The 20,931-nt window shown below is 37.0% G+C and carries 14 protein-coding genes, 1 tRNA gene and 1 pseudogene; 8 read left to right on the plus strand and 8 right to left on the minus strand.

The features are described from left to right. Nucleotides 1–91 precede the first annotated feature (91 nt). The 4 genes and pseudogenes from AAC851_RS15055 to AAC851_RS15070 all read right to left on the minus strand — a co-directional run bounded on the left by AAC851_RS15055 (nt 92) and on the right by AAC851_RS15070 (nt 3,020). Nucleotides 92–1,035 (minus strand): annotated as a pseudogene (locus AAC851_RS15055) (IS5 family transposase). Between the two features lie 356 nt (nt 1,036–1,391). After that, nucleotides 1,392–1,805, minus strand: a complete 414-nt coding sequence (locus tag AAC851_RS15060) for an NF045616 family extracytoplasmic (lipo)protein (RefSeq protein WP_100833809.1) — start codon at nt 1,803–1,805, stop codon at nt 1,392–1,394. A 2-nt stretch (nt 1,806–1,807) separates the two neighbouring features. After that, the gene (locus AAC851_RS15065; protein WP_023013334.1) at nt 1,808–2,497 is read right to left on the minus strand and encodes a hypothetical protein; all 690 of its coding nucleotides are present in this window, start codon (nt 2,495–2,497) and stop codon (nt 1,808–1,810) included. Continuing rightward, a complete protein-coding gene (locus AAC851_RS15070) occupies nt 2,490–3,020 on the minus strand; it encodes a PAAR domain-containing protein (RefSeq protein ID WP_100833808.1) in 531 nt (176 codons plus the stop codon). The genes AAC851_RS15065 and AAC851_RS15070 overlap by 8 nt, the downstream gene beginning before the upstream one ends. Before the next feature lie 409 nt (nt 3,021–3,429). Here AAC851_RS15070 and AAC851_RS15075 point away from each other — a divergent pair, with 409 nt between their 5' ends. Genes AAC851_RS15075 through AAC851_RS15085 form a run of 3 tightly spaced genes read left to right on the plus strand, consistent with a single transcriptional unit; the run spans nt 3,430 to nt 7,168 of the window. After that, complete coding sequence (locus AAC851_RS15075) at nt 3,430–4,620, plus strand: DNA adenine methylase (protein ID WP_125503169.1); 1,191 nt, start codon at nt 3,430–3,432, stop codon at nt 4,618–4,620. Nucleotides 4,621–4,623: 3 nt separating this feature from the next. Continuing rightward, complete coding sequence (locus tag AAC851_RS15080) at nt 4,624–6,357, plus strand: AAA family ATPase (protein WP_100833806.1); 1,734 nt, start codon at nt 4,624–4,626, stop codon at nt 6,355–6,357. Continuing rightward, a complete protein-coding gene (locus tag AAC851_RS15085; protein ID WP_125503167.1) occupies nt 6,350–7,168 on the plus strand; it encodes an HNH endonuclease in 819 nt (272 codons plus the stop codon). The genes AAC851_RS15080 and AAC851_RS15085 overlap by 8 nt, the downstream gene beginning before the upstream one ends. A gap of 64 nt (nt 7,169–7,232) precedes the next feature. Here AAC851_RS15085 and AAC851_RS15090 read toward each other — a convergent pair whose 3' ends face one another. Next, on the minus strand, nt 7,233–7,676 hold the full coding sequence (locus AAC851_RS15090; RefSeq protein ID WP_228153374.1) for an Arc family DNA-binding protein: 444 nt from the start codon (nt 7,674–7,676) through the stop codon (nt 7,233–7,235). Nucleotides 7,677–7,881: 205 nt separating this feature from the next. Between AAC851_RS15090 and AAC851_RS15095 the strand changes: the two genes are divergently transcribed. After that, a complete protein-coding gene (locus tag AAC851_RS15095) occupies nt 7,882–8,661 on the plus strand; it encodes a BRO-N domain-containing protein (protein ID WP_100833803.1) in 780 nt (259 codons plus the stop codon). A gap of 1,205 nt (nt 8,662–9,866) precedes the next feature. On the opposite strand, the gene AAC851_RS15100 is transcribed toward AAC851_RS15095, so the two are convergent. The 3 genes from AAC851_RS15100 to AAC851_RS15110 all read right to left on the minus strand — a co-directional run bounded on the left by AAC851_RS15100 (nt 9,867) and on the right by AAC851_RS15110 (nt 12,707). Next, the gene (locus AAC851_RS15100) at nt 9,867–10,550 is read right to left on the minus strand and encodes a pirin family protein (protein WP_100833801.1); all 684 of its coding nucleotides are present in this window, start codon (nt 10,548–10,550) and stop codon (nt 9,867–9,869) included. Nucleotides 10,551–10,743: 193 nt separating this feature from the next. Further along, the gene (gene argG, locus AAC851_RS15105; RefSeq protein ID WP_100833800.1) at nt 10,744–12,087 is read right to left on the minus strand and encodes an argininosuccinate synthase; all 1,344 of its coding nucleotides are present in this window, start codon (nt 12,085–12,087) and stop codon (nt 10,744–10,746) included. Between the two features lie 230 nt (nt 12,088–12,317). Then, nucleotides 12,318–12,707 (minus strand): hypothetical protein, encoded by a 390-nt coding sequence (locus tag AAC851_RS15110; RefSeq protein ID WP_100833799.1) that lies wholly within the window; start codon nt 12,705–12,707, stop codon nt 12,318–12,320. A 169-nt stretch (nt 12,708–12,876) separates the two neighbouring features. Between AAC851_RS15110 and AAC851_RS15115 the strand changes: the two genes are divergently transcribed. The 4 genes from AAC851_RS15115 (at nt 12,877) to AAC851_RS15130 (ending at nt 20,931) form a co-directional block, all read left to right on the plus strand. Beyond that, on the plus strand, nt 12,877–14,907 hold the full coding sequence (locus AAC851_RS15115; protein ID WP_100833798.1) for an NADPH-dependent 2,4-dienoyl-CoA reductase: 2,031 nt from the start codon (nt 12,877–12,879) through the stop codon (nt 14,905–14,907). Nucleotides 14,908–14,993: 86 nt separating this feature from the next. Continuing rightward, a tRNA-Ser gene (locus AAC851_RS15120) sits at nt 14,994–15,083 on the plus strand. A gap of 514 nt (nt 15,084–15,597) precedes the next feature. Further along, the gene (locus AAC851_RS15125; RefSeq protein ID WP_125503165.1) at nt 15,598–17,940 is read left to right on the plus strand and encodes a TonB-dependent hemoglobin/transferrin/lactoferrin family receptor; all 2,343 of its coding nucleotides are present in this window, start codon (nt 15,598–15,600) and stop codon (nt 17,938–17,940) included. A gap of 213 nt (nt 17,941–18,153) precedes the next feature. Continuing rightward, a complete protein-coding gene (locus AAC851_RS15130; RefSeq protein ID WP_340601007.1) occupies nt 18,154–20,931 on the plus strand; it encodes a type VI secretion system Vgr family protein in 2,778 nt (925 codons plus the stop codon).

Genomic DNA, 20,931 nt, shown 5'->3' on the forward strand with positions numbered 1-20,931 from the left:
CTTAAAATTGAAGGTACATAGATAAGTTTTTATTCAAACAGCTTTGTTGCACAAAGATTTGAAATGCAAAGCGCCCCTAATTGAGCTAAATTTAAGGCGTAATTTGGGTAAGTGGTCGACCTAATTCCGTAAATCTGTTGAGGACTGCTACACGTGCATGAATCTCATTGACTTGGCTATCAAAACGCCTTGCTCTGAGTTTATCTCCTAATAATTTAATGCAGTGCATCTTAGTTTCAACCAAACTTCACCGATGATAGCCTGATTTTTTCCATAGTGTCCTGCCTGAGAAGCACTGCTTCCAAGATTAACTGTTCGAAGTAATTCATTTCGATCTAGCGAGCTGCTCTTTGTATCTTTCCAAGGTTTCGCATTTTTTCTAGGTGGAAACACCGCATGCGCTTGCCGATCTGCAATGACCTCACGGCATTGCTTGGTGTCATAAGCTCCATCGGTATAAACAGAGTCAATCTGCTCATCTTGTGGAATCTGATTAAGTAAATCACCAAGCACCTGTGAATCACTGACATTATTGGTTGTAAGCTGAATAGCGCGTATTTGTAGAGTTTTAGCATCTATGCCAATATGAAGTTTACGCCATTGGCGACGATATTCAGGTCCATATTTCTTGCGTTTCCATTCGCCCTCACCTAGAAACTTCATGCCTGTAGAGTCTATGAGTAGATGCAGCCCATCGCTACTTTTTTGGTAATTGATTGCAATATTAATATGCTTTTGTCTTCTACAAAGCGTGGTGTAATCTGGAGCTATCCAATTTAATCCGCAAAGTTTAATCAGACTTTGCACAAAGCCAGTGACCATACGTAAAGACAGACGGAATAAGGATTTAATCATTAAGCAGCATTGGATGGCTGCGTCGGAGTAGGTTTGATTTCGCCCTTGTTTGCCTTTTGATGGCGCATACCATTGCGTAGCAGGATCAAACCAAATGGCAATATTTCCGCGACTCATAAGTGCTCGGTTATATGCGGGCCAATTGGTTGTGCGGTAGATTTTGTGTGTAGGCTTCTTCATTTGAAAATTATATCGCTGAAAAACCCTTTACAGATAGGTTTGTGCAACAAAGCCGATAACAATTAAAAAATAAAGGAAAGTTTTTATTGGTTTTATTATCGATAAGTATTAATGATAATATATTGTTACATAAAAAATTGGCACCAATTTAGCACCAATTATTCTTTAGTTGTTGATTTTAATATGAAAATATTACGTTGACATCGTAGAGGTCTCCAGTTCGAGTCTGGATATACCTACCAAGATTCACTGTGAAAACAGTATATTAAAGCCCACTTAAAAAGTGGGCTTTTTTGTTTTAGGTGAGTTCAATCTATGGAGGCATGATCTGATGAGGGCTTTATATAGAACGAGGATTAATCACAGGTAGATTTACCAGAATCGACGTATTTAATCGATAAGTTATTGTTACGATCAATTAAACAAACATTTGTTTTAAAGCTTTTATTTGTACTTAATACAATCTTATAAGCAATATTTTTTTCGATTTCCTTGATAGGTATTAGAACACAATTTTTTTCATCTATTGGAAGAGGCGCATTTTTATAAAGCTTTTCGTAGGTACTTTTGAACTCTTTAGTATAGTCAATCTTACCCAAGTAAATTAAAAATGTATTATCAACACCATAGTAAGTTTTAGTACTGTTTGTAAATGCACATAGATTATCTTGTTTAATAGTTATCTCTAATGGCCGCGGACCTTGGCTACATGCATTTAATACAATACCTATAGTCAACACAAGGCTAAATTTTAAGCTCTTTTTTATCATCTTTAGCTGCTCGGTAACAATGATTTATCATGTGGGTTTAGAATAAAATCTCTCAAGATTCTTTCAACATACCCTAAAAGCTTTAAACTTTGTATATGATGTGGTCGGGAAGGATTTACGTTCTGGAGGTAGCAAGCATCAAACCAAAACTCAATTAAGCGTCCTTGTTGTTCAAAGTTAAACTCATTAAACTTTTTACCAGAATCTCTGCCAAGTATGTCAGTGTCGTATGCTTTGAGCTCTCCACCAGAATCTGCTGATTGCACATTAGATGTATAACCACCTTTGCATAACTGTTTTAAACCTAGCCAACCTACAGAAGTACCCATTTGATACTGCCAGACATGAGTCATTTCATGTATAAACCAATGTCGATTTTCTCCAATTGTTTGACTGAAATCTGGTGTTTCTAAATATTCTGAGCGGGGTAACATTATTTCTCCCGCAGGTGTCATGGCATTACCTGTAGCGCTATGAATAAAACCACCGATATGAAGCCATACTTTTGAGTAATCAATAGCATCTTTGAATACCAACTGACACATCTTAATTTCACCAGATGTTAGTTTTCTTTTGGTTTCAATTTTTATTTCGGTGGTTGGTGGTGATTGATTATTTTTTAGTTTAGATAATTTTGCTGTTGCATTTGCTACTATTATTTTAGCTGATTGTTTTGTGGGATTTTTATCCATGTTGATGCTCCTCATAAATAATGCTAATAGTTACTTCTTCTGCACTCGTATTCGTGACTAGCTCAGTAAAACCCTGATCATCAGTCGTACCATGAATAATTTCGCCATTTTTCTCAATTTCATAACAGATATTACTTAGAGGACTTCCTGTTAATTGATCCTTTAATTGGAATCTATGCCCGAAGCTTTCTGAGCTTAGGAAGCTACTATTATTGTCTTTAGAAGATGTTGCTGATGACGCACTTGAACTACCACCACCATTATCCTGAACAACAAGATTTTGTTGTGGTAATAGCTTACAGCCACAAGATAAAGAATCATTTACTCGGGCAGCAGCTTTTCCAAACACTTGCATGTATGGATCACCACTAATAATCGTTGAAACAGTCTGGTGTTTAGGGCAGGTTGCTTTATCACCAACGCAAGCAATGGCTTTACCTTCGATTAAGAAACTACTATTTCCTGAAATAACTTTACCGCCGCCCGTCGTGGGGCAACCAATTACGATATATGGCGTTGCCAAGTTTAAAACCCTCGTTATATTTTATTTTGGCAACATAGTAGCAAAGTGCGTCTGTGGTGTACTGACTTTTATGTATTTTTATTGCAAAGGTAAAATCAAAACTAATCACAAATAATACTTCGGAATGAGTTGGAGAGTCGATTTAAAGATTTTTTTATAAAAATAGAATCCTAATTCCATAGTATCGGGGCAGCAAGAGAATTTTTTCTGATCTATCTAGTTGACAGATAGCACTTTTAGTAATAAAAATTAGTTGATAGCAGCCTAAATTAGCAATAAATAACCGAATAGACATGGATGATCGATTTCATAAATGCTACATATGTTATAGTTGAGTGTTTGAACTCGCCGTTTGGTGGCGAGTTCGATTAGACGAATATTTGTTTAAAACTTCTAAATTAGGTCCTGTATGAATTTAACCCATCAAATCAAGAGTGAACGAGTGCCACCTCATTTGATTAAATATATGGGTTCAAAAAGCAATATCATTGAGTTTATTCTTAATAATATTGATAAGGTGAATAAAGATAAAAAATCAAAAGTATATGACTTATTCTCTGGAACTTGTATTGTAGCTGCATACTTGAATCAACACTATGATGTCGTTATTAATGATATTCAAGAGTATTCAAGTTACTTAGGGAAGTCATACTTAAAAAAAATTAATATACTAGATATAGATGTGGAGATTTTTTTAGCTGAAGTTGATGGTTATAAGAAGTATTTTAAGGAAAAATATAAATTAAATTATTTTTATAAAGATAACATTCCATTGGAAGATTATCTGCTTATTGAGGGTAAAGAAAAAAACTTACTATCATTTAATTTTGATAGTGAAGACCATCATTTATTTGTAAAGAACTATTCGGGAACATACTGGTCTTTTCAACAGTGCTTAGAAATAGATGCAATTTATCGAGCAGCGCAGAAATATAGAAATAAAAACATCTATGAAGCTATTATTGGGGCTTTAATGTTTGCTATGTCTTATTGTTCACAAAGTACAGGTCACTTTGCACAATATAGAGATGTAAAAGACCAAAAGAATTTTAAAGATATTATGATTTATCGAGTAAAATCTATAAAAGATTTATTTATTTCTAAATTAAATCTTCTGTTGCATTATGATCGTAGTCTAAATCATAAATTTGAAAGTTATTCGATGAGTTTTGATGAGTTGCTAGAACAGGCTGATCCAGAATCAGTAATTTATGCTGATCCTCCATATGCTAATGTACATTACTCTAGATTTTATCATGTGCTTGAAACTTTAGTGAAATATGATTATCCAGAAGTAAAGTTTAAGGGTCGTTATAGACAAGATAGACATCAGTCACCATTTAGCAAAAAAAGTGAGGCAACAAAAGCTTTTGAAAAGATGTTTACTTTAATAAAGGAAAAAAACTCAAGAATGGTATTAAGTTATAGTGATGGTGGAGTTATAGATTTAGATACTTTACTTGAACTTGCGCGAAAAGTTTTTGGTAACACTTACAATGTAACTATAGAAACTATGGAATATTTACATAGTAGATTAGGTCGTACTGGTGGTAAAAATATTGATGTTAATGAAATCTTGATTATCGCTGATAAGATATAACCTATGAAGTACAATATTAATAAACTAAAAACATCATGGACTCGTTATAGCATAGTTCAGAACTTGGATCTCTTGTATGATAGAGAAACCTTAATTTCTATTTTTAGACCTGAAGTTGAGAAAGACGAGCCTGTTATCAAAGCGTTCCTAGGTATGTATTCTTTAGAAATAAAAGATATACCTGAATATTGGTTTGAAATAATAAAATTTCCAGAAGAAAAAAAATTATTTGGGATGTTTTCTTTAATACTTACACATCATGAGGTTATTGAAATATTTAAATCATCTTCAAACGGGGAGATGGGTGGAATTTTAACAATAAAACCTAAAAATAAAATGTATACAAATATTCGTAGCAGCTTAGTAGAGTCAGGAGCAGCAAAACCCTTATATAGAAGAGCAGAAGATGTACACTACAGTTTTTCTAAAATTTTTGAAAGAAAAGAAATTGGTTTTTTATTTAAGCTTTTATTGATTGATCGTTTAAATAGAATATCACTAGATGGTGATATCAATGAGAATAATTATTATCAATTAGTTGAAGAGTTACAACTTTATAAGTGCTTCGGTTGTGATAGTATCTTTTTTAAAAAATGGTTGGAAAACGATTATATTGATACTAAAAATGAAACGTATCCACGGATTAAAGAAGTTAAAATCAATAAATTTTATTCTATTGAAGAGGAGGTGGAATTAGATTTTGAGCAATCAAATGAAATTTATTTTGTTGGAGAAAATGGTGATGGAAAATCATTAATATTAATGGCAATATATTTGGCTTTTAATAAAGATTTTATTTTCAATAATACTAATCAAGATGATACTGGAAAAATAAGAGATATTGTTGCTGATAATCCAAGTTTAAATTTGTCAGGAATGGATACAAATGGAAATTTAGAATATTTAAATAGTTTTTTTGCATATGGAACTCATCGTGGTAGATTTTCGGCAGAAAAGTATGAAAAATATGGATTTATGACTTTATTCGGTTCTGAGGAAACTTTAATTAGCCCTGAACAATGGATAAAAGATCAAGCATTATTAAATGTTAACAATGCTGGCGTTAGTATTGATCTGATTAAAGAGACATTATTTGAAATTCTTGATAGAACAGTAAATATCGAATTAAAAGGGACAGAGTTACTTTTTGAAGAGAAGAATAAAAAAGAGCTCAAGTTTGATCAGCTTTCTGAAGGATTTAAGAGTATTACAATTTTTGTTGTTGATCTATTGTTCAGATTACAACAAGTATCTAGTAGTAATAGTGATGTTTTTAAAACATCAGCAGTTGTTATAGTTGATGAAATAGATTTGCATTTACATCCAAAGTGGAAAAAAACAATTGTATCGAAACTAAGATCAACCTTTGATAATATTCAGTTTATTTTTACAACTCATAGCCCGACTATTATTCAAGGTGCTTCAGAGGATGCAATTATTTTTAAAGTTTTTAGAAATGAAGATGGTATAACACGTGTTACTGACAAGTATTACCGTAAAGATTTAAATAACATGATGTTAAATACTTTGGTTACATCGTCATTATTCGACTTAGAGTCTGCTAGGTTAGATGAAGATAATGATAATGCTGATACAAGTGACAACTTTTTAATGTCAAAAATTTACGAAAGAGTTTGTGCGGAACTTGAAGAGAGTAAAAAAGATAGAAAATTTATGAGCGATAATGAGATTGATTCTTTAATCGATAATGTTTTGAGTAAATATCAAAATGATTAAAGTTGAAAAAAACTTAGACAGTATTCCTTTTTCGCTAAACTCTCAACCAGAGAGTCTGACTGGTCATAATCGTATAAAAGCGAGAACAACTCATAAAAGAAGATTAGAATTAATAAATTTGAAAGATTATAAGGATGAAAGTATATATAATGATCGATACAAAACTGAAGATATAAAGAATACTTTAAATTTAACTTATCATGGCAAGTGTGCTTATTGCGAGTCTAATGAAGAGTTATTGCATGTCGAACATTATAGACCAAAAAAAATATATTATTGGTTGGCATATAGTTGGGATAATCTTTTACTTGCTTGTTTTTTTTGTAATATTGGGAAGTCTAAAAGTTTTAGTATAGAGAGTTCTGTTAGAGCTTCTTTTAAACCTAGTGCAAAAAAAATATTGTCTATAAATAGTTTATCTTATGTTTATGATAAGTTTGAAAATCCTAAAATTATTAATGTTGAAAAATTTGATCCATATCCATATTTAGAGTTTTTTCATAACGGTAAAATTCGTGCAAATCACCCTAGAGTTAGACATACAATTAATACTTGTGATCTTAACAGAATAAAATTAAGAGATAAACGAAGAACAATTATTGATGACTTTAAAAAAGAAGTGGCTATTGCTTTTAGAGAAAAAAATGAAAATAGACGTGATGCAAAACTGGAGCAGGTTGTGGATGCTTTCGTTATTAAATTGCAAGAACCTGAAAGAAATTTCTTAGCATTACGAAAATATCTTATTGATAAAAAAGTTATATATCAGATTATCAAAACGATAAGAAGCCAATCTACACAAGTTGAGTAGATTTTTATATTTATTGGAATGTTTTGTATTATTTATCTATTACTAAGGTGAAAACCAACAAAACTTAGTCTTCATCACTTTTTTTACGCAAATTTTCCATATATTCATCAGTGATATGATCTTCTACGGTTAACCATCCAAGACTACCCTCACCATTGTCAACAACATCAATATGATTGTCGCCTTTATAGACAAGTACTTCTTTATTAAAAAACTTTAATGAATTCCAAAATGAAGAACCACTCAATACTTCAAGAGAAAGATCAATATCATCTCGAAGTTGCTCAAGTTCTTGTGTGTAATCTAGGCTAAGGTTGTTTAAAAGCTTGCCATAAACAACACGTTTTTTACCATTTTTTAAATGAAATATCTTAACTTCTGAATGTGGAGGAGCTGAACTCTCATTTCTTAAAAAACTTTCTTCCAATCTCGCAACAATATCCGCATTCATAGAGCGATTCAGTTCTTTCGCAGATTCTGCAATTTTATCTTTTAGTTCTTGTGGCATTCGAACTTTATATTCGACCCCTAGATGCTTGCTCATATCGATAATCAGTTTTCGGAAATGTTTTAATAATAATACACCCCACTGGGGTTGACAATAGAGGTCATTAAGAATAAATTTTAAATACACCCCACTGGGGTGTAAAAATGCCCCGAACAATCTTGGCGGATCACGGGGCGAGTTACCAATTTTCAGCGAGAAAACTGATATGAACAGTCTAACATTCAATACAGTCACATTGCATCCTATACAACAAAATGATGAGCAAGTTTGGATTACATCTACAGAATTGGCTCGTACTTTAGGTTATAAACAGGAAAATGCGGTCAGCAAAATTTTCAACCGTAAAGCTGATGAATTTACTAGCAAAATGACGCAAGTGATAGAAAACCCGCAGCTACCCAATTTGGGTATGCGGATTTTTTCACTCCGAGGATGTCATTTGATTGCTATGTTTGCCCGTACACCAGTAGCCAAAGAATTCCGAAAATGGGTTTTAGATATTTTGGATAGGGAAGTGCAACCTAAAACCAAGAACCATAAAACTGAACGTGTGGTTTTAAACGATGCAGTAAATATGCTTGTGGCGAAATCAAAACACCTTAACTTTTCTGATGCCTACAAACTCGTTCATCAACGTTTTAGTGTGAAAGGGATAGATGAGATCTCACTTGATCAGATCCCTGTAGCGGTTGAATACGTTCATCATCTGATTGCTTTATTTAGCCATAGAGAACATAGAACGGCAGACATGAATACGATTGCTTTAGCGCACTGCATGATTTGGTGTCGCCAGTGGTGGAAGGAGTACGGTGATGCTATCCGTAAAATTAATCCGAATATTGCCTCATCCGTCCATGACTATTTTATAGATGGTTCATTCGTTGCTTGGGGTTATGTAGATGAATCTGATAAAGCTGCATTACGCAGAAAGTTGGATGCTCATCAATGGAATTTAACCATAAATGAAAGGTTAAAATTACTGTAATTTCACCCCCGAATTTTATAGAGCTAACTTTCATTTTTGATCAAAAACGCTCGAAAAACTTTCGGGGGATGAATTTCTAAATGACTGATTTTATTGAAGTTAGGTAAGCCGTTTTTGACCTGATTTTTAGGTGAAAAAGCACATAATATGCTTATTATTCAATGGATTGTATTCGTTTTAGCGTAATCTTGACATGTACAAAGGGTATGACATATTTCTGCTATAGAGAGCGAAGTAATGATAGTTCACTAAGTTTATCAAAAGCTCATCGAATGTGATTTTTTTATTGTAATAATAGTTCATCGAATTGTAGGAAAATTTAATACTTAGATATTACTATTTATAATTAGACAAAATTTTTTCAAGTGCTAAGTAAATATACATGGTAACAACAGTAAGACTTAATCACACCTCATCTTTTGGTGGAAGTGGCGATGAACGTAACCCAAAAGAAAAATTTATAGACTATTGTGAGTCGAAATATTTCGCGTCTAGTCATTACTCTTATTACTCGAGGAAATTGTCTAAAGGGGAATTAACTGAAACTGAATTAGTAGAAAAGCAGAAATGTGAGGACGCAATAAATAAAGAATTTACGACGGAGGACTATTTTTCCATTGGTTTAATTCTTATTCCATTCTTATTTTTTTCGATTTGCAATATGAAGGGATATCTTTCAGTAAAAAAATTTGAACGCGAAACAGGTAAAAAAGCTGACATGTCTATTGAGATGGTATCTATATCTTCGCTCTCATTTGTTTTAACTGCCTTTGTATGGTTGGTACTCTATATCATGTACTACGCATATCTTTATCATAAGTATCCATATTGAGACTAAAAGATCGTCTATCAATTTATCAGATGATATTATGAACGTAAAAGCATTTTAATACAAATTCGACACCATAGGGTTTTATTTAAAATCAACTACTTAAATAAAATAAGTGAATGTGATTATTTTTTCAAAACTAAGGAAAATTTAACTCACTTGACCTAATTATAAATTGGTGATAATTTAAACAATACGGAAGTCATATACGATTTGGGATTTAAGAGAAATCTTGCCTAGATAATAAACGTTATGACAAACCCGTATAGATCAGCTAACAACGAACGAAACGATTGAGATCGTTTTTAAAAATGTTCAAGGTTGTAGAAAAGCCCGTAAATCGGGCTTTTTTAATGTCTACAACTTAGAAAGAGCATTAAGGCAAATCAAACCAAATCATTTGACTGTCTTGTGATGCGGTAATGGTTGCAGTCTCATCAAACAGTAAAGCATCACCAGCTTTGACTACATGATCAGCAATCATAACTTCACCAGAAATCACATGAACATAGTTCACTTTTTTCTTTGCACTGATCTCCAATTTTTGATCCTTTTCAAGAACAGCAGTTTTCACTTCTGCATTTTGACGAATCAACATTGGTGCAGACTCATCACCTGCAATCAAATGCCATTGGTTAGGATGGTCTTTTGGGTTTAAGTGAATTTGCTGATAAGTTGGTTCAGCATCTTGTACATTCGGTTGAATCCAAATCTGTAATAGATGTACCGCTTTATCATGCTTATTCATTTCACTATGGGTAACGCCTGTACCCGCACTCATCAACTGCCATTCACCCGCATTGATTTGACCCTCATTGCCCATACTATCTTTATGGGAAATGGTACCATCAAGAACACAAGTCAAGATTTCCATGTTGTCATGAGGGTGAGTACCAAAACCATTATGTGCTGCAACCGTATCATCATTAATCACGCGGAGAGCACTGACCCCCATGTATTTCGGGTTGTACCAGCTCCCAAATGAAAAGCTATGGTAGGTGTCTAACCATCCTGCTTTTACATGACCACGGTTTTCACTACGATGTAGATAAGCATTCATCCTTCATCTCCCAATTATTATGTTTTGCTTAATGCATATATTATTGGTTCATAATGATGATATATAGTCTTTAATTGCGACATATTGTTCTATAAATGCAATGATTAAATAGGATGTATTTTCCTGAATAGAACAAAAAAGGCCGAATAAAATATTCAGCCTTTTCAAATTAGTAAGCTAATTTACCAATTTATTATTTTGATTTATTTCCAAGCTGCGGAATCGCAGAACCTTGACCTACAGAAAGTAAACCAGTTTCTGTATAAAGACCAAGTTTTGCACGGGTATCAGTAATATCTAGATTACGCATTGTTAACTGGCCAATACGATCCATTGGTGTAAATACTGAATCACCTTTCTCCATTGTTAAACGCTCAGCTTCATAAGTGAGGTTAGGAGATTCAGTGTTCATAATAGTGTAGTCATTACCACGACGTAACTCTAAAGTAACTGTACCCGTAATAGCTTTAGCCACCCAACGTTGTGCTGTTTCACGTAGCATAAGTGCTTGTGAGTCGAACCAACGACCTTGGTAAAGCAAACGACCTAAACGTAAACCGTTAATACGATATTGTTCGATCGTATCTTCGTTATGAATACCTGTCACTAAACGCTCGTAAGCAATGTGCAATAAAGCCATACCAGGTGCTTCATATATACCACGAGATTTGGCTTCGATAATACGGTTTTCAATTTGGTCAGACATACCTAAACCATGACGACCACCGATACGATTTGCTTCTAAGATAACTTCAACAGGATCTTCGATACGTTGACCATTTAATGCAACAGGGAAGCCTTCCTCGAAAGTGATTGATACTTCTTCCACATCAATTTTTACATCATCTTTCCAGAATGCAACGCCCATGATTGGGTCTACGATTTTGATGCCAGCATCAAGGTATTCCAAATCTTTTGCTTCGTGAGTAGCACCCAACATGTTTGAGTCAGTTGAATATGCTTTTTCTTTTGACATTTTATAGTCAAAACCATTGTCGATGAGGAATTGTGACATTTCCGCACGACCACCTAACTCATCAATGAAGGTTTGGTCTAACCACGGCTTATAAATTTTAAGCGCTGGGTTGGTCAATAAACCATAACGATAAAAACGTTCAATATCGTTACCTTTATAAGTCGAACCATCACCCCAAATGTTCACATCATCTTCTTTCATTGCAGTGACAAGCATTGTACCCGTTACTGCACGACCTAAAGGTGTAGTATTGAAATAAGGAACACCACCAGTGCTGATGTGGAATGCACCACATTGAATCGCAGCAATACCTTCAAGTGCAAGTTGTAAACGACAATCGATTAATCGAGCTTTGACTGCACCGTATTGTTCAGCTTTCTTTGGAATCGCATCATAGTCATCTTCATCAGGCTGACCCAAGTTTGCAGTATATGCATAAGGTTCTGAGCCTTTTTGTTTCATCCACAATAAAGCTGCTGAAGTATCGAGACCACCAGAAAAGGCAATCCCAACTTTTTTGCCTACAGGTACGTGCTGCAAGATAGTTGCATTATCAGTCATTGCTTGTCCTAACGTTTATTAGTAAAGACACCGAATAGGTCGTCTTGAGAATAAAAAATCGGAACTATTGTAACACTTTTCGTGCAGCAAAGTTTTGTAAAATCGAGTTGATCATGGTGAAAATTAAAATTTTTATAGCGCTTGGTATCTTTTTGCGATTTGAGTGATCTATTAAAGTGGAGGCTCAAAATAGATGAATAGATTTTTCATATTACAAATACAGCTAATTTTTACTGTTGATGGATAAAAGCTTTGAAATCGTGTGGGTTAACAAGTTCAACTTTTGTGGGAATAACACTTTTTGATGATAGCCATTGCATGTGATCAACTTTAATAAAGTTTTCTGAGGGGAGTGTATATAAATAACCAATACGATCCCAATTGACGCTACATTGGAAAAGTTCAACATAAACGAAGTCATCCTCAAATTTAATGCTGAATCGAGCTTCTTTGGATAAGCTAAGATATTCAATTGCAAATAATTGAGCAATTCTTTTATCTTCAACGGCATATATGCCAAAGGCATTATCCATTTCCCCATCGCCTATAGCTTGTTTTGGTTCAAGATATTCTCGATAGCTTGAAGAACCGTGGAATAAGAGTAGAGGTTTAGATGACATATTGTTTTGTTATTCTTTGAAATTTGAATGTTATATCGACTATATAGTTTGCCTGTATACATGTATTGACGTATTTGACCACGTTTTAGTAAAAAAGTGTCATCCACTCCAATAACAAATCAAAGTACTATGCAACAAGTTGCAAAGCCAAAAATATAGAAGGAATACCATGACTAGCTATGCAAATATATTAAAACCACTACATTTGGGATTCACCACCATTAAAAATCGTGTGGTAATGGGCTCGATGCACTCAGGCTTAGAAGATCGTTTCTATAACTACCCTAAGCTTGCGGCTTACTTTGAAGAAAGAGCCAAGGGTGGTGTTGGACTAATCATTACAGGTGGTATTTCTCCTAATCGTCAAGGCTGGTTATTGCCTGCTGGCGGTACTATGAATAGTTTGGCTGATATCCCTCATCATCGTCTAGTAACGCATGCTGTACATAAGCATGGTTCAAAAATCTTAATGCAAATTTTGCATTCTGGGCGTTATGGTTATCACCCATTTTCCGTTTCTTCCTCTGCGATAAAAGCACCGATTAATCCGTTTAAACCACGCCAAATGTCTGACTCTCAGATTTTGGCAACCATCGATGATTATGCACGTTGTGCAAGCTTGGCAAAAAAAGCAGGTTACGATGGTGTGGAAATCATGGGTTCAGAAGGTTATCTAATTAACCAGTTTCTAAGCAATCATGTAAATAAACGTACAGATCGCTGGGGTGGCGACATTGAAAATCGGATGCGTTTCCCAGTTGAGATTGTAAAAGCAATTCGCGCTAAAGTTGGTGAAAAATTTATTATCGCTTTTCGTTTATCGTTGTTAGATTTAGTACACGACGGTAATACCATGCAAGAAGTGATTACTGTAGCCAAGGCATTAGAGAAAGCTGGTGTAACGTTATTAAACACAGGAATTGGTTGGCATGAAGCACGTATTCCAACGATTGTAACGTCGGTACCTCGTGCAGCATTTGTAGATTATACCGCAGAGGTTAAACAGCATCTTTCAATTCCTGTTATTGCTTCTAACCGTATCAATATGCCAGATGTAGCTGAAGAGATCGTTGCATCGGGTAAGGCCGACATGGTGCAAATGGCACGTCCATTCTTGGCAGATCCATATTGGGTGAATAAAACAGCGACCAATCGTGTTGATGAAATTAATACTTGTATTGCTTGTAACCAAGCGTGTTTAGATCATGCATTCAAAAATCAGCGTGTGAGTTGTTTGGTCAATCCACAAGCATGCTTTGAAACAGAACTGGTTTATATCAAGACCAAAAAGCCAAAGCGCATTGCCGTTGTGGGTGGTGGTGTCGCAGGGATGTCTGCTGCCACTGTTGCTGCAAGCCGTGGACATGCTGTGACTTTGTTTGAAGCCAATAGTGATGTTGGTGGCCAGTTTAATCTAGCTAAAGTTGTGCCTGGAAAAGAAGAGTTTCATGAAACTATTCGTTATTTCAAAGTGCAACTTCAACAAACAGGTGTGGACGTTCGTTTAAATACACGCGTAAGTCGTGAAAAATTAGAAAGCGAAGGATTTGATGAAGTTGTGGTTGCAACAGGGGTTGTACCGCGCGAGTTGAAAATTCAAGGCAGCACAGCACCACAAGTACTATCTTATGCAGAAGTGTTAAGAGGTGCTGAGGTTGGACGTAAAGTTGCAGTGATCGGTGCAGGTGGGATTGGTTTTGATGTGTCTGAGTTTTTATTAAAGCCACCACATCAGCCTCAGCCGCAACCTTTAGCAGAATGGCAGCGTGAGTGGGGTGTGGATCCTGAAGCAAATTATATTTCAGAAGGTGGCTTGCAACGCCCTGAAGTTGAAGCACCTGTTCGTGAGGTCTATTTATTACAACGTAAGACTACACCACTCGGAATTGGTTTAGGTAAAACCTCTGGTTGGGTGCATCGTGCGCAATTGAAAAAACACGCAGTGCGTATGCTTCGTGGTGTGCAATATAAAGCAGTGACTGATGAAGGATTGTGGGTCGAACACAATGGGCATGATCAATTATTGCGTGTTGATACCATTGTTGTCTGTGCAGGGCAAGAATCTGTGAAGGATTTGATGCCTAAAGAGGGTGAGAATACTTTTGCAAACTACCATATTATTGGTGGTGCGAAGCTTGCGGCTGAGCTAGATGCTAAACGAGCGATTCGAGATGGCGCAGAGTTAGCTGCAAGACTTTAATAATTGATGAAACATTATGCATTTGAATACATTGCAGTTAAATTTTTCTTGAATAAAGGAAACAAGCTTTGTATTCTTACGCACATGGAAGCGTGGCAGAGCGGTTTAATGCACCGGTCTTGAAAACCGACGAGGGTGTGAGTCCTCCGTGAGTTCGAATCTCACCGCTTCCGCCAAATACCTAAATAAGCCCTTGTTTTTACAAGGGCTTATTTTTTTATCTATGGTTTTATTCCACAACTTACCCCCCATAAAATTCTGGATTGACATGGACTGATTTAGACAAATTAGGATGGCAATCGCTTAGCTGTGCGAGTAAGCCTATGAACCCTTAGTCAGCAAAGTAACTCTTAAGTAAATACATCTACCTCCAAAACTTAACTTACATTCAATTGGTAAATTACTGACAAATAAAATTTAAACGTTTAGTCAAAAAACGATGATAAAACCTTTAAAAATCAGAATAATTTATTTACAAATGCATTAATGTAAATGATAATTAATATCATTAGTGCGGTGTTGCATTGTCCCATCAATGTTATGTATTTTGAACAACTCTCAAGTGATCTGTGTTTTAAGAAATCGTGATTCGATAAAACATTTCAAACAAATTATTGATTTCAATTTTCTAGCTTAAAGCTCAGTTGTGTTTAGAACAACTTATGATCATGATTAAATTTAGTGAATTTTATGTCCAAATCTTCCAACACTTATACGCTTTTTCAACCACATGTATTGGCTATCTCAATTGCTGTATCAATGGGGCTTATGTCTCAGACTTACGCAGAAAGCTCAAAGCTTCAGATAGATACCGCAGATAAGCGTATATCGAATACTGCGTTAGCGAATGTGAATGCTCAGAATCAAATTTATCAGATGACTCCGATTGTTATACAAGCTGAAAAAGAAGATACCATTCAGTTCGGGCAAAGTATTTTGAACCAAAAAGCGATTGATCGTTATCAAGCCAATAATGTTGCGCAATTATTGGATAATATGCCAAGTGTTGGTTCTGCAGGCTCACCAAGACCAGGTGGTCAAACGATCAATATCCTTGGGATGGGTGGCGTTGAGGATGTGCCGATTAGCTTGGATGATTCGATTAAAAGTTTTGATAAATATCGTCAAGGTTCAGTTTTTATCGAACCAGAAATTTTAAAGAAAATTACTGTAGATAAAGGTCCACATAACGTTGAGGTAGGAAATGGTGGCTTCGGTGGAAAGGTGACTTTAGAAACCAAGGATGCAACTGACCTACTTGTTGATGATAATCATATCGGAGCTTTTTTAAAGTATTCACGCTTCTCAAATAATGCACAAAATACCTATACTGGGGCAGTTTACGCTCAGACTGAAAATGGTTTGGCTGATGGGATGTTGTATTATACCAATCGAGATAGTGGGGATGTGAAACGGCCAGATGGCAGCAAATTTCTATATTCTGCACAAGAGCAAAATACCTATTTGGTTAAGCTTGATTTTCATCCTACAGACAGCCAAAAAATTACGCTAAATGCGATGCAAAGTGGTCATAAAGGGTGGGAGCCATTTGCGGCTATGCGTGATCAAGACGCTGTACCAACTGAGGCGGATATTAAAAAATATGGCTATGAGGAAGCTTGGAAACGTCGTCTGGTTTATCGTGATCAGAGCGATACAAGCTATTCGATCGGTTATGAACTCAATCCAGAATCAAACCCTTATCTGAATTTGAAAGCAGTTGCATCCTATTCCAAGACGAATCAACATGATCAAAGATTACCTAGTGTTAACGCTTCGGCTGCATTATTGGGCAATGAAAGCTGGGTGAAGTATACCAATACTGCATTTAAACTCAGTAATATTAGTCTTGTTGAAACCCAATACGGTACACATAAATTAAAAGTGGGTACGCAATATCAAAAAATGGAACAGAACTCGCTTCTGTATGATAAGAATAATTCAAAGAAAGCAGCTTATAACTTTGGCTATTATGAGCCTAACTATATGCCATCAGGGCATCAGCAGATGTTGAGTGCATTTGTAGAAGACCAGTATCAAATTAACGATTTCACCATTACGCCTTCGATTCGCTACGATCATATTACCAATACAGGTACTCCAAATCGCGCACCACGTTTTAATGATCCAAGTGCAGGGCATGATTATTCTAGTAAAACTTATACAGGTTGGTCGCCAAGATTAGCATTGGCATGGAAGCAGGCGGATTATCTGACGTGGTTTGCCAATATCAGTAAAACATGGCGTGCGCCACGTGTAGATGAGCAATATTATGTGCAATCTGCAATGACTTCGGTGCCATCAACCAGTCGTTATTTATTGCCAGAAAAAATGCTAGCGATTCGTTTGGGTAACGAAATGAATTTTGATGATGTCTTTACGACAGATGATCATCTACAAGTCCGTCTAACTTATCACCGTAATCGTGGTAGTGATGAAATCTTCCGTAATCGATCAACCTTCTGTAAAGCACAGGCTGAAAATAATGCCAATGGTGGCAATGGCAGCATCAATGACTGTAATGGAAAGTATCATCATGGCTTCTATCGCAATGTCACAGACTATACGATCAAAGCATATGAGGCGGAGATTTTCTATAATCAGCCGACTTGGTTTACAGGTTTGACTTATTCATATATTCGGGGGCAACGTGATAATTCACCTGTTAATCCATGGTTTGATCAGAAAACATGGATGACGGATATTCCACCGAAGAAAGCAACAGCAACCCTAGGTGTCAATGTTCCTGAGCATCATCTAACAATGGGATGGCGAGGAGTATTTGTTGCTGCACAAGATCGCAGTCTTTCTGATAGTGATAAGTCGATTGCAGCATCCTCTTTTTCTTTACCCAAAACCAAAGGGTATTCACTGCATGGTGTTTACATCGACTGGCAGCCGGTGGGAGAAAAAGGACCAGCTTTAAATCTTTCGATAGATAATTTATTTAATCGAGATTACAAGATGTATTTAGGGGAATACATGACGGGTACGGGGCGTGATTATAAGTTGAGTATTTCCCAAAAATTCTAAGTTTAATCAGTTAGTAAATTGGGACTGCCTATTTTCTAATAAATTCTTCCTCTTCTTTATGATATTTGGAGAGGAAGCTCACTTTTTGAATCAGATAACATTGATATATGTGGTTAAAAATACAAATTGTCACAAATAGACGGGACGGTCTGAACATCTGATCGAATTTTCCTGTAAAATGCCCTCACGTTTAAAAAAACTCAATAAGAAGCGATGTTCAAGACTATTTATGCTGCATTAGAACAACTTGGCTTAACCGCACAAAAACGTGCGATACACATACAATTTGCCAATCCGAGCTTAAATCAACAAGTCTTCCTCCAAAAAATTCAAGGTCAGCATGCCATTAATCAGGGAATGACTGCAGAGCTGATCTGCCTATCAACTAACGCCCACATCCCATTAAAACAATTCATCGGTTGTCAGGCAGCGATCGACCAAGTCACCGATACAGGTACACTATTCAGAACCACAGGGATTATCACAGAAGCCGTACAAGGACAATCTGACGGTAGTCTCACGCTGTATAAACTCAAACTACAAGATGCAACCGCACTGTGGCATAAACGCCGAAACAGCCGTGTGTTTATGAATAAGACTGTCGTGGATATTGTGCAAATATTGTTTAATGAATGGCAAGCCAAAAGTCAGCTGTTTGCATCGAGTCTCACCCTTGATCTGAGTGGACTTACCCAAGACTACGACATCCGTCCCTTTGTAATGCAAGCCAATGAAAGCGACTACGACTTCATTACCCGACTGCTCCGAAGTGAAGGCATCAACTGGCTGATCGACGAAGCACAGCTCAGTGTTGCCAACAGCAACAGTCCAATCCAAGCCCAAAAACTCCGCTTGATCGATGACAACAGCCAATACCAAGCCCTAGAACGCAGAACGATTCGCTACCACCGCAGCAGTGCCACCGAACAATACGACAGTATGACCAGCCTCATTGCAGAACGTTCGCTACAACCGACCGCAGTCCATATCCAACGCTGGCAAGCCGATGCCTTAGAACAAGAAGATGGGGCAGGTAGCGTTCAAAGCAAACACCAACATAGTCAACAACACGACAACGCCAGCTTAGGACTCGAAGACGCATGGCACTTCACCCCTGCATGGATGCAAGACCTCAACGGTGAAGATGGCGCAACCGCATCAGGCAACACCCAAATCGAAAAACTGAACCAACACCTCAGTCACTACCACGATGCCCAAGCCAAACAATTTATCGCTAATACCACGGTACGAGACACCCAAGTAGGATACTGGTTTAAACTCAACGAACACCCAGAGATCGATCAACACAGTGGTGCAGACCAAGAATTTCTAATCACCGCCAAAAGCTACTACAACCAAAACAACCTCCCAAAAGACTTACAACAACAAGTCCATCAGCTGATCACCCAAAGCCAATGGCAAGATCACCAAAACACAAACCCAGAAGAACGCCAAGCCAACCAACTGACGCTACAACGCCGTAACATCAAAACCGTACCCGAATACCATCCACTGCAACACCGTCCAGCCGCTCACCCACAACGCGCAAGAGTAGTGGGACCCGAAGGCGAAGAAATCCATGTGGATGAATGGGGACGAATCAAAGTTCGCTTCCTATTTACCCGCAATGACGACCATAGCCACGATGGTGGTGCAGGCAGCAACAACAACGATACCGATTCAGCTTGGGTGGATGTACTGACCCCATGGGCAGGCGAAGGCTATGGCGCACGCTTTCTACCCCGCATTGGAGAAATCGTCGTCATCGACTTCTTTGATGGCAACATCGACCGTCCCTTTGTCACAGGACGACTCCACGAAGCACAACGCAGCCCAAGCAAATTCGACAATGCAGGACAATTACCTGATACCAAAAAACTGGCAGGGATCAAATCCAAAGAATATCAAGGCACAGGCTACAACCAACTACGCTTTGACGACACCACAGGACAGATCAGCGCACAACTACAAAGCAGCCATGCAGCCAGCCAACTCAATCTCGGCAAACTGAGCCATCCCAAAGCCCAAGCAGAAAGTGAAGACCGAGGCGAAGGCTTTGAACTACGGACGGATCAATGGGGTGCGATTCGAGCAGGTGAAGGCTTACTGATCAGCACCCATGCACAAGAACAGGCACAAGGTGATCATCTCGAAGCACAAACAGCCAAACAACAACTGGAAGGCAACCAAAACAATGCCAAAGCTCTGAGTGAAGTGGCAAAGAACCAACAAACGGATGAATTAGAGTCGGTAGAGCAACTCAAAAGCTTTGCAGAAGAAATTCAGCAAGATATAGCCAAATTCAACAAAGCCTTACTATTACTCAGTTCACCGAATGGGATTGGACTCAGCACCTCAGAAGACATCCATCTATCCGCAGATGGACAACTGAACCAATTTGCAGGGGACAGTATTAACCTGACCACGCAGAAGAACCTGATTGCCCAAGCCAGTCAAAAGATCAGCTTATTTGCAGCGCAAAGTGGAATCAAACAAGTCGCAGGCAAAGGTAAGGTTGAGATACAGGCACAAGGGGATGGGGCTGATTTTATTGCTCGGAAAGACATCCAGATTATTTCCACCGAAGATACGATTTATATCACGAGCCCAAAAGAAATCGTATTTACCGCTGATAGTTCACAGCTCAAATTGAATGGTTCGGGGATTTTCCCGACTACAGGTGGAAAGTTTGAGGTGAAAGCAGGGCAGCATTTGTTTAAGAGTGGGGCAAGTGTCCCTTCATTTATACCAATGTTACCTAAGTTAGGGGGCTATAACATTACCTTCGATGCGAGGGATAGAGAGACAAATGAAATTCTAGCATTTACGGATTATGTTTTAATCAGTGAATCGGGACAAATGCATTACGGTAAAACAGATGCAGCTGGTAAAACAAAAACAATTTATTCGAGTCAACCTGAAAATTATACATTGCAGGTTTTGCAACAAACACCAGTGATGGATTTTAGCTCTGATGAGGATAATAAATAA

The sequence above is a fragment of the Acinetobacter sp. HZNU-JH01 genome, assembly GCF_037996845.1.
Classification (GTDB): Bacteria; Pseudomonadota; Gammaproteobacteria; order Pseudomonadales; family Moraxellaceae; genus Acinetobacter; species Acinetobacter haemolyticus.

Bases quoted from the DNA above. Each gene is read 5' to 3' on its own strand.
- AAC851_RS15060 (WP_100833809.1), bottom strand. From the start codon at position 1,805: ATGATAAAAAAGAGCTTAAAATTTAGCCTTGTGTTGACTATAGGTATT.
- AAC851_RS15065 (WP_023013334.1), bottom strand. From the start codon at position 2,497: ATGGATAAAAATCCCACAAAACAATCAGCTAAAATAATAGTAGCAAAT.
- AAC851_RS15075 (WP_125503169.1), top strand. From the start codon at position 3,430: ATGAATTTAACCCATCAAATCAAGAGTGAACGAGTGCCACCTCATTTG.
- AAC851_RS15080 (WP_100833806.1), top strand. From the start codon at position 4,624: ATGAAGTACAATATTAATAAACTAAAAACATCATGGACTCGTTATAGC.
- AAC851_RS15085 (WP_125503167.1), top strand. From the start codon at position 6,350: ATGATTAAAGTTGAAAAAAACTTAGACAGTATTCCTTTTTCGCTAAAC.
- AAC851_RS15090 (WP_228153374.1), bottom strand. From the start codon at position 7,676: ATGCCACAAGAACTAAAAGATAAAATTGCAGAATCTGCGAAAGAACTG.
- AAC851_RS15095 (WP_100833803.1), top strand. From the start codon at position 7,882: ATGAACAGTCTAACATTCAATACAGTCACATTGCATCCTATACAACAA.
- AAC851_RS15100 (WP_100833801.1), bottom strand. From the start codon at position 10,550: ATGAATGCTTATCTACATCGTAGTGAAAACCGTGGTCATGTAAAAGCA.
- argG (WP_100833800.1), bottom strand. From the start codon at position 12,087: ATGACTGATAATGCAACTATCTTGCAGCACGTACCTGTAGGCAAAAAA.
- AAC851_RS15110 (WP_100833799.1), bottom strand. From the start codon at position 12,707: ATGTCATCTAAACCTCTACTCTTATTCCACGGTTCTTCAAGCTATCGA.
- AAC851_RS15115 (WP_100833798.1), top strand. From the start codon at position 12,877: ATGACTAGCTATGCAAATATATTAAAACCACTACATTTGGGATTCACC.
- AAC851_RS15125 (WP_125503165.1), top strand. From the start codon at position 15,598: ATGTCCAAATCTTCCAACACTTATACGCTTTTTCAACCACATGTATTG.
- AAC851_RS15130 (WP_340601007.1), top strand. From the start codon at position 18,154: ATGTTCAAGACTATTTATGCTGCATTAGAACAACTTGGCTTAACCGCA.